This window comes from Jannaschia seosinensis (genome assembly GCF_001408515.1).
Taxonomy (GTDB): Bacteria; Pseudomonadota; Alphaproteobacteria; order Rhodobacterales; family Rhodobacteraceae; genus Jannaschia; species Jannaschia seosinensis.
The window spans coordinates 1-8,316 of sequence record NZ_CYPR01000032.1; the positions used below are offsets into that span (position 1 = coordinate 1).

The following is an 8,316-nucleotide window of genomic DNA, read 5'->3' on the forward strand; positions in this document are numbered from 1 at the left end:
CCCTTACGCGGATAGCAAAGGGGATATTGTTTTTACTAAGAAATTCCATCCATCCTGCGCCGACAAACTCGCGATCGGCAAGCAGCAGACGGATGGTCGTCGCGGGAAAATTCGCGAGATATCGCTCCATCAGGGCGATGCGCATGTCGGTGTCGGAACACCCGCGGCCTTCGATCAGGCTCCAGACCAGGGGGACGCGGAAACGACGGGTGACGACTGCGAGCACGAGAAAGTTCACCTCGGTCTTGCCGATCTGCCAGTTGGTGCGGTCGAGCGCGAGCAGCCACGATTTGTTCAGGCCCAACAGCCGGACCAGAAGCGGGAGCGACCAGTCCTCGTCGAGATGGACGTGCTGGAAGAAGCGTTGCAACCGACGGTATGTCGACGAGGTCAGGGCCGATCCCGGTCGTTCGCAGGCAAGATGGCCGAGGTTCACGCTGCGCGCGCTGACCATGCCGATGACGATCATGCAAAGCGTCTCCAGACGGCTCTTGCTCAAGTCGAGATCTGGACGCAGGATATTCGTGAGGGCGGAGATGGCGTGGTGAAGCATCGGACGTTTCCTTGGTCGGAGTCGTCCAGTTGAATCCATCCAGCCGCCATCAGCCAGCACTCTGTCGTGTAGTGTGATCTCTGATGCGATGTTTTCGTTGATGCCTTTCGACCGAAGATGTTAGCTGCTTCATTATCCGTTTTCAGAGGGTTGCCCATGCATTTCCACAGACCGGCGCGCCTTACTGCGGCCCTCTCCCTGATCGTCCTGTTGGCGGCCTGCCAATCGTCCGAAGAGCGTGCGGCCGAGCACTACCGCAACGCGCTCGCGCTGGTTGAGGCCGGCGACGGAGACCGCGCCATCGTCGAGTTCCGCAACGTGTTCCGGCTGGACGGCGACAACCGTGAGGCCCGCCTGGATTATGCCCGCCTGCTGCGGGAGCGGGGGCAGAACGAGGGTGCCTACGCGCAGTATCTGCGTGTGGCCGAGCAATATCCCGACGACATCGAGGCGCTGACCGCGCTGTCGCGCATCGCCATCGAATTGCAAGGCTGGACGGAAGCGCGCCGCCACGGGCGCCGCCTGCTGGAACTGGCGCCGGATGCGTTCGACGCAGAGGTGATTGCCGTAAACTTGGACTATTCCGACGCCATAGAGGCCAAGGATGCTCCGGCCCGCCGCGAGGCCGCCCGCCGAGCCGCAACCCTGCTCGAGTCGCGACCGGACGATCTGCTCCTGATGCGGACGCTGATCGATGCCCGTGTCCTCGACAACGAATTCGAAGAGGCGCTGGCGCTCCTCGAAGAGGCCATCGAACTCTCGCCGGACGACCGGCTTTTCTACAACACCCGATTGGCGCTGCTGTCCCGTATGGGACGTGAGGACGAGATTGAGGGCCGGCTTCTGGAGATGCGGGAGCTGTTTCCCGACGATGCTGAACTCGACGATGCTCTGCTGCGGTTTTACCTGAGCCGCAACGAGGCCGACCGCGCGGAGGCTTTCCTGCGGGATCTGGCCGATGCGGCTGAGGGCGAGGCGCGGGTAGAGGCCCTCGCGAACCTGACGCAGTTCATCCTGCAGACCCGCGGCAGCGAGCCGGCGCTTGAGGAACTGGCGCTCATTCTCGAAGGGGCGGATGCGTCCCCCCGGCTCGAAGCGCTTCGCGCCGGCATCCTCTACGAGACGGGCGCGCGCGCGGAGGCGATCTCCGAGATGGAAGCGATCATCGCCCGCCTCGATGCTCAAGCCGCCGCACCCGCCGAGGAGGGTGCGGACGAAGAGACCGGATCCGGCAACCAACAGGCGGGACTGATCAAGGTCGCCTTGGCGCGGATGCTGGTCGAGGAGGGCAATCCCGTCGGCGCTCGTCGTCTGGTCGAAGAGGTTCTGGCGAAGGACGAAAGTCAGGTCGAGGCGCTGCGGATGAAAGCCGCGTGGCTCATCGAGGAGGATAAAGCCGACGAGGCCATCGCCTTGCTGCGCTCCGCTCTGGATCAGCGGCCGGACGACGTTCAGGCCCTGACGCTGACGGCTTTGGCCCATGCCCGCAACGGCAATGCCGACCTGTCGCGGGAATTCCTGTCGCTGGCGGTCGAATCCTCGGGCAACGCGCCGGCCGAGAGCATCCGCTACGCGAGCGCGTTGATGGATGAAGGTCGATTCCTGCCCGCTGAGGAAGTGGTGATCCGGTCGCTGCGGCTATCGCGGAATAATCTTGATCTACTTGAAACCTTGGGGCGCATCTATTTCGGCATGGAAGACTGGGCCCGCGTCGGACAGATCGAGGATCAACTGCGCCGGATCTCCGAGGATGCGGCAGTCGAGGAGCCGGCCCGAGAGCGCGCCGCACTCTCGGCCAATGCCTTGCAGGCGCGTCGCTTGGGGGCCCAAGGCCGCGTGGATGACGCCATCGCCTTCCTTGAGGAGCTTGCCGCTTCGGGCGAGGGAGAGGCGATCGATGCACAGATTGCCGTCGTTCGTGCACGGCTCGCCAGTGGCCAGGGAGAGGCGGCCGTCGAGTATGCAAAGGCTGCCTTGGCCGAGGATCCGGAGAACACGGCTCTGGCCTTCACGCTGGCCGCCACGCAGGGAGCGCTCGGACGTTATGACGAGGCGGAGGCGGGATACCGCGATTTGCTGGCGCAAGGTGTCAACAGCGAGCAGATCTGGCTCAGCCTTGTCCGGGTACTCAATGCCAAGGGCGACTTCGAGGGAGCGCAGGATGCGCTTGCCGAAGGGCTGGAGGTGCTGCCCGAGGGGATGGATCTGCTCTGGGCGCAGGCGTCCTTCCTCGAGCGGGCCGGCGATATCGACGGCGCGATCGCGATCTACGAGCAGCTGCGTGAGCGGGCACCGAATTCCGATCTGGTCATCAACAACCTGGCCAGTCTGCTCTCTACGACGAGCGACGATCCGGAGGTTCTGGCCCGGGTCGAGCGGATGGCGCGTCGCCTTCGCGGCACCGAAGTGCCGGCATTCCAGGACACCTATGGCTGGATTGCCTATCGGAGCGGCGATCTGGATGCGGCCCTGGCGCATCTGGAACCGGCCGCCGCCGCCCTGATCGACGATCCCATGGTGCAATACCATCTCGGCATGACCTATGCCGGACTGGATCGCCCGGAAGACGCGCTGGAGAAGCTGCGCCTTGCCGTCGATATGTCAGAAACGCCGACGGCCTCCTACGTCACGTCGGCGCGCACCGAGATCGAACGGATCGAGGCCGAGCTGGCGGAGGAGACGCAGGACGACACCGCCGCCACAGGACAGTGATCCCTGTCCGGCGCACATTCGCCGGACAGACCCCGATTGTGGTCCCCGAGAGACAGAACTCCGCTTAGACGAACGGGCGTCCGGAGAATCCTTGTAAGTCCCCGTCCGGCCCGAGCATGGTCCGCGGAAACAGAATGGGATAGATTGATGCGGACGATCCTCTTCGCCATCATGGCATTCATCGCCACACATGTCGCAACCGGGGCTGCTTGGGCGCAGAGCGGCTATCGCCTCAATCCGGGCGATGTCCTCGCCGTCGAGGTGTTGGAAGATGCCTCTCTCAATCGCGAAGTTCTGGTTCTGCCGGACGGCAGCATCAACTTCCCCTTCGCAGGCTCCATCCCCGTCGGCGGACGCACGGTGGCCGAGACGCAGCAGGCCATCGCCCAAGGCATCGCGTCGAATTTCGCCAGCACGCCGAACGTCTTCGCTACCGTCCGCCGGCTGCGGCCGGAGACGCCGGCGGCTCCGGCCGCCATTCCGGGCATCAACATCTACTTCCTCGGAGAGGTGGCCGCGCCGGGGCTGACGCCCGTGGCACCCGGAACCACCATGCTCCAGGCTCTGGCCCAGGCCGGCGGCTTTACCCCGTTCGCCGCGACGCGTCGCATCCAGCTGCGCCGGACCGACCCGCGGACCGGCCAGCAATCGGTCTTCCTCATCAACTACAAAGCCATTTCCAACGGGGCCGTCGTGCAGAACGATTTCCCGCTGGCCGACGGGGACGTCATCGTGGCACCCGCACGCGGGCTGTTCGAATAGGCCTGAAGAAAAGAACGAGCAGAGGCCATGACCAGGAAAAACCAGGCGGCCAGAACACTTCTATCTAGGAACGTCGTGGCGGCTTTGGCCACGACGGGCCTTGTTGTGTCGCCGCTCCTCTACAGCCGGGCGCTGGCTCAGGAGACCGGCGGTGTTCTCGCGACTTTGGACGTGACGACCGGCCTCGTCTACGAGGACGAGGAAGACGGCGAGGATCAGAGCGCGCTGCAGACCCAGCTGAGCTTTGGCCTGTCCAGCATCACCCGCACGCAGCGGCTGACGTTCCTGGCGACCGGTCTGTTCGACTTGGCCGATCCCTCCGAGGAGGATCCATTCCGGCCGTCCCTCGCCTTCGGATACGGCACCGAGAACCGGGACACCGTGCTCGATGTGGGCGCGACCTACAGGGCGGTGGATATCGAAACGGTGTTTCCCGACCCTGAGGAGGAGTTCGAGAACGCCGATCTCCTCACCGAGACCGGAACACGGCGGGATGCCAGCCTGAGCTTCGGTCTCGAGACCGGGCGCACGGCGCGCTTTGGCACGGAGACCGCGATCGTCCTGAGGGACCGGAGTTACGTGGACACCGTCAATCCCGATCTCGGCGACCTCGAATCGCAGAGCATCCGGACTTCCCTGCGTTTCACGCTCACGCCGACGCTGGATCTGCGCGTCACCGGTAGCCGGTTCGAGAGTGACGAGGACGACGCCCTGATCACCGAACGCGAAAGGTCCCAGCTTGGCGTGGGTATCGATGCGACGCTCGACAAGCTCTGGGCCCTGTCTCTGGATGTCGGCTATGCCGAATTCGTGACGACGAACACGGTACCAGGGCTCGGGCGTATCGAGGACGAGGAGACCGGGGCGGACGTGCTTGCCGCGGCCACGCGCGATCTTCAGAACGGCTCGCTGTCCTTTTCCCTCGCCAGAACGATCAACGAGAACGGCTTTCGCGACACGTTCCAAGTCGGCCGAAGCCTGGAATTCGCCGGCGGCGCAACCTTTCGGGGTGCCGCCGGGATCACCGCCTTCGAGGAAGGCGATCCGCAGCCGTTCTTCGAACTCGGCTACAGGCAATCCCTGAAATCCAGCGCCATCGTGCTGTCGCTTGCTCAGGAAGGCGACGTGAACGACGAGGGTGACAACGTCATCCAGACATCCGGGTTGGCAACCTACGAGCGGTCCCTGACCGAACGGAGTGGCCTGTCGCTGACCGGCCGTCTTGCCGCGATCGACGTTCTCTCGGGGAGCGAGGACGACACGGCACGCGCCGAGGTGGGACTGGGATATAACTATGCCGTGACCCGGGACTGGGATTTGACGGCCGCGGTTCAGCACAGGGCGCGGTACAACGACGGCGACCGGACGGACAGCAGCAACATCCTGTCGCTGAACATCTCTCGCAGCTTTGCCTTCCGACCCTGATCGCCTGCAAAGGGAGGGAGGCGAGGTCGTCCCATATGAGCAGATTCCGACCCCTGTAATCATATGGGGTCTGATCCTGGTTTGCACGTTGCTGGAACTGGTGCTCTGGGCGGGGGATCTCGGTTTCTTCGGCCAAGCAGGTCTGCGCCTGCGTCGGATAGCCTACGACTTCGGGGGATTCTGGCCCGGCCTGCTGCGCGGCTGGCGACCGAATTATGCGGCGCAGCCGATCACCATGTTCGTGACCTATGGCTTTCTGCACGGGGGGGTGGGTCATCTGGCGATGAACATGATCACGCTGTGGTCGCTCGGTCGTGTGGTTGCGGCACGCGTAGGGCAATGGGGTTTCCTCATCGTCTATGGCGTAACCATGTTGGCCGGAGCCGCGGGTTTCGCCCTTCTCAGCGGCACGTTGCGGCCGATGGTCGGGGCATCCGGGGCCCTATTCGGGTTGGCCGGTGCGGTTCTGGCTTGGGAATGGGTCGATCGCCGTGCAGGGCAGGAGCGGATCTGGCCGGTTCTGCGCGTGGCGCTCTTTCTGATCGGGCTGAACGTGGTGATGTGGGTGGCGCTGGACGGACAGATGGCTTGGGAGACGCATCTCGGCGGCTTTCTGAGCGGCTGGATCGTGGCGCTTTGGTTGCTGCGCCGTGAGGAAGGCTGAGGACAGGGAGGCAAGCTTTGGGTCCGACGCCTTGACCGTCCCCCAAGCTGCGGCCCAGAAGGGCCAAGTTCGAGAAAAGCGGCAGGCGATGACATCCGACAGCAGCGACCGCATGGTTGAAATTCCGATCGCCGATTTTCCGGTGCCCGAGGGGCGGCTGATTACGGCGCGGTCGTTCCTGATTGATCGTGCCTTTTCGGCCTCGCAAACGGGCCCTATTTCCTCAACATTAACCTGCCGGCACATTCGAAGTGATTGTCATCCGTCCATTTCGCGTCATTGCCGAGGCGGACCAATCTGCGCATGGTCGCCGCGACTTAAAATGAAGACCAATCTCTGGAGTCGATCGTGACAAACATTCATCCGGTCCTCCTGTGCGGTGGCTCAGGCACTCGTCTGTGGCCGTTGTCCCGCAAGAGCTATCCTAAACAATTCGCTGCGCTGACGGGCGAGACGACCCTGTTCCAGCAATCGGCCCGCCGCCTGTCGGGGACGGGGTTCGGCGCACCGCTGATCATGACGAACTCCGATTTCCGCTTCATCGTGACCGAGCAGCTCGCCGCCGCCGGGATTGATCCCGGCGCGATTTTGATCGAGCCGGAGGGCCGAAACACTGCGCCTGCGGTTCTGGCGGCGGCAATGTATCTGGCCCGGACCGATCCGGATGCGGTCATGCTGGTGGCGCCATCCGATCACGTCGTTCCTGATGCCCAAGCTTTCCGCGACGCGGTCGCAGCCGGACTTCCCGCGGCGCGGAACGGACAGCTCGTTACCTTCGGCATCAAGCCGACTTATGCGGAAACCGGATATGGCTACCTCGAGTTAGCCGAAGAACCAAGGGATTTTGCGGCGCGCACCCTGCCGCTGGAACGTTTCGTGGAGAAGCCGGATCCAGAGTGCGCCGCAGAGATGCTCGCAGCGGGAAGGTTCCTGTGGAACGCGGGCATTTTCCTGTTTTCGGCGGAAGCTGTCATCTCGGCGTTCCGAACTCATGCACCCGACCTTATCGCCCCAGTCGAAGCCGCGATCAAGGAGGCACAAGTCGATCTGGGCTTTCTGCGGCTCGCACCCAAGCCTTGGTCCGAAGCTGCGGATATCTCGATCGATTACGCGGTCATGGAGCGCGCCGACAATCTGAGCGTCGTGCCATTCGCAGCCGGCTGGTCGGATCTCGGAGGCTGGGATGCCGTCTGGCGCGAGGCCGATCGTGATGCACGCGGCGTAGCTTTGTCGGGGCATGCCACGGCAATTGATTGCGATGAGACGCTGCTGCGATCCGAAGATTCCACCATGGAAGTCGTCGGGATCGGCCTGAAGGACATCATCACAATTGCCATGCCCGATGCCGTCTTGGTGGCGGACATGAGCCGAGCTCAAGACGTCAAGCTTGCGGTTGCCGCACTCAAAGCCAAGCAGGCCAAACAAGCGGGAACCTTTCCGAAGGATCACCGTCCGTGGGGCTGGTTCGAAAGCCTCGTCATCGGAAACCGGTTCCAGGTCAAGCGGATCGTCGTTCATCCCGGTGCGGCGCTAAGCCTGCAGTCGCATCACCACCGGTCCGAGCATTGGATCGTGGTCGAAGGTACCGCACGCGTCACCGTGGATCAGGACGTCCGCCTCGTGACGGAGAACCAGTCGATCTACGTACCTCTTGGTGCGACGCATCGGATGGAAAATCCTGGCAAAGTGCCGATGGTCCTGATCGAGGTGCAGACTGGAAGCTATCTCGGAGAAGACGACATCATCCGCTATGAGGATGTTTATGCGCGGAACTGAGGAAATATTCCGCGTTTAACTGTTCCATCCCGGATGATCATGTTTCCCCTCGGCGATCCGCTCTGTTCATGGCAAGATCGGTTCTCAGGGACGTTCGGGACGGAGTGCGACCATGCTGATCCATCTTCATGGTCAAGCGACGACAACACCCAAGGTTCGGTCGGCCATCCAGGCGAGTGGGCGTTGTTGCAGAACTCAGGTTGCCAACGATTCACATCACGAATCCATGTGGTTAGACGGGCAGCATGAGCAAGCCTGTCCCCGCCCGCTACCGCACGACGAACTGGTCCAGCTATAACGCGGCGCTGCGCAAGCGCGGCTCGATGTTGATCTGGATGGACGAGGAGATGGCTTGGCTGGCCCCGCACGAAAGTCGGCCCGGCCGCCCTGCCGTCTTCTCCGATGCCGCCATCCAGTTCTGCCT

Annotated in this window: 7 protein-coding genes; 6 read left to right on the plus strand and 1 reads right to left on the minus strand. The window is 63.2% G+C overall.

Going from position 1 to position 8,316, the window contains the following annotated elements; all coding sequences use genetic code 11:
• Nucleotides 1-553: transposase family protein (locus tag JSE7799_RS02745; protein ID WP_503089876.1), on the minus strand; the 553-nt coding region annotated here is incomplete at its 3' end.
• A gap of 156 nt (nt 554-709) precedes the next feature.
• Here JSE7799_RS02745 and JSE7799_RS02750 point away from each other — a divergent pair.
• From JSE7799_RS02750 to JSE7799_RS02775, 6 genes are all read left to right on the plus strand, one after another.
• On the plus strand, nt 710-3,265 hold the full coding sequence (locus JSE7799_RS02750) for a tetratricopeptide repeat protein (protein WP_055662238.1): 2,556 nt from the start codon (nt 710-712) through the stop codon (nt 3,263-3,265).
• Between the two features lie 147 nt (nt 3,266-3,412).
• Nucleotides 3,413-4,027, plus strand: a complete 615-nt coding sequence (locus JSE7799_RS02755; RefSeq protein WP_055662239.1) for a polysaccharide biosynthesis/export family protein — start codon at nt 3,413-3,415, stop codon at nt 4,025-4,027.
• Between the two features lie 27 nt (nt 4,028-4,054).
• Nucleotides 4,055-5,452, plus strand: coding sequence for a hypothetical protein (locus tag JSE7799_RS02760; RefSeq protein WP_144431527.1), 1,398 nt, complete (start codon nt 4,055-4,057; stop codon nt 5,450-5,452).
• A gap of 88 nt (nt 5,453-5,540) precedes the next feature.
• Nucleotides 5,541-6,116: a rhomboid family intramembrane serine protease gene (locus tag JSE7799_RS02765; RefSeq protein ID WP_245624776.1), complete on the plus strand. Its 576-nt coding sequence runs from the start codon at nt 5,541-5,543 to the stop codon at nt 6,114-6,116.
• 348 nt (nt 6,117-6,464) lie between these two features.
• Nucleotides 6,465-7,892 (plus strand): mannose-1-phosphate guanylyltransferase/mannose-6-phosphate isomerase, encoded by a 1,428-nt coding sequence (locus JSE7799_RS02770; protein ID WP_055662241.1) that lies wholly within the window; start codon nt 6,465-6,467, stop codon nt 7,890-7,892.
• A gap of 245 nt (nt 7,893-8,137) precedes the next feature.
• A partial coding sequence (locus tag JSE7799_RS02775; protein WP_186201821.1) for a transposase occupies nt 8,138-8,316 on the plus strand: 179 nt, incomplete at its 3' end.

Coding starts and splice junctions, on each gene's coding strand:
- JSE7799_RS02750 (WP_055662238.1), top strand. CDS start 710: ATGCATTTCCACAGACCGGCGCGCCTTACTGCGGCCCTCTCCCTGATC.
- JSE7799_RS02760 (WP_144431527.1), top strand. CDS start 4,055: ATGACCAGGAAAAACCAGGCGGCCAGAACACTTCTATCTAGGAACGTC.
- JSE7799_RS02755 (WP_055662239.1), top strand. CDS start 3,413: ATGCGGACGATCCTCTTCGCCATCATGGCATTCATCGCCACACATGTC.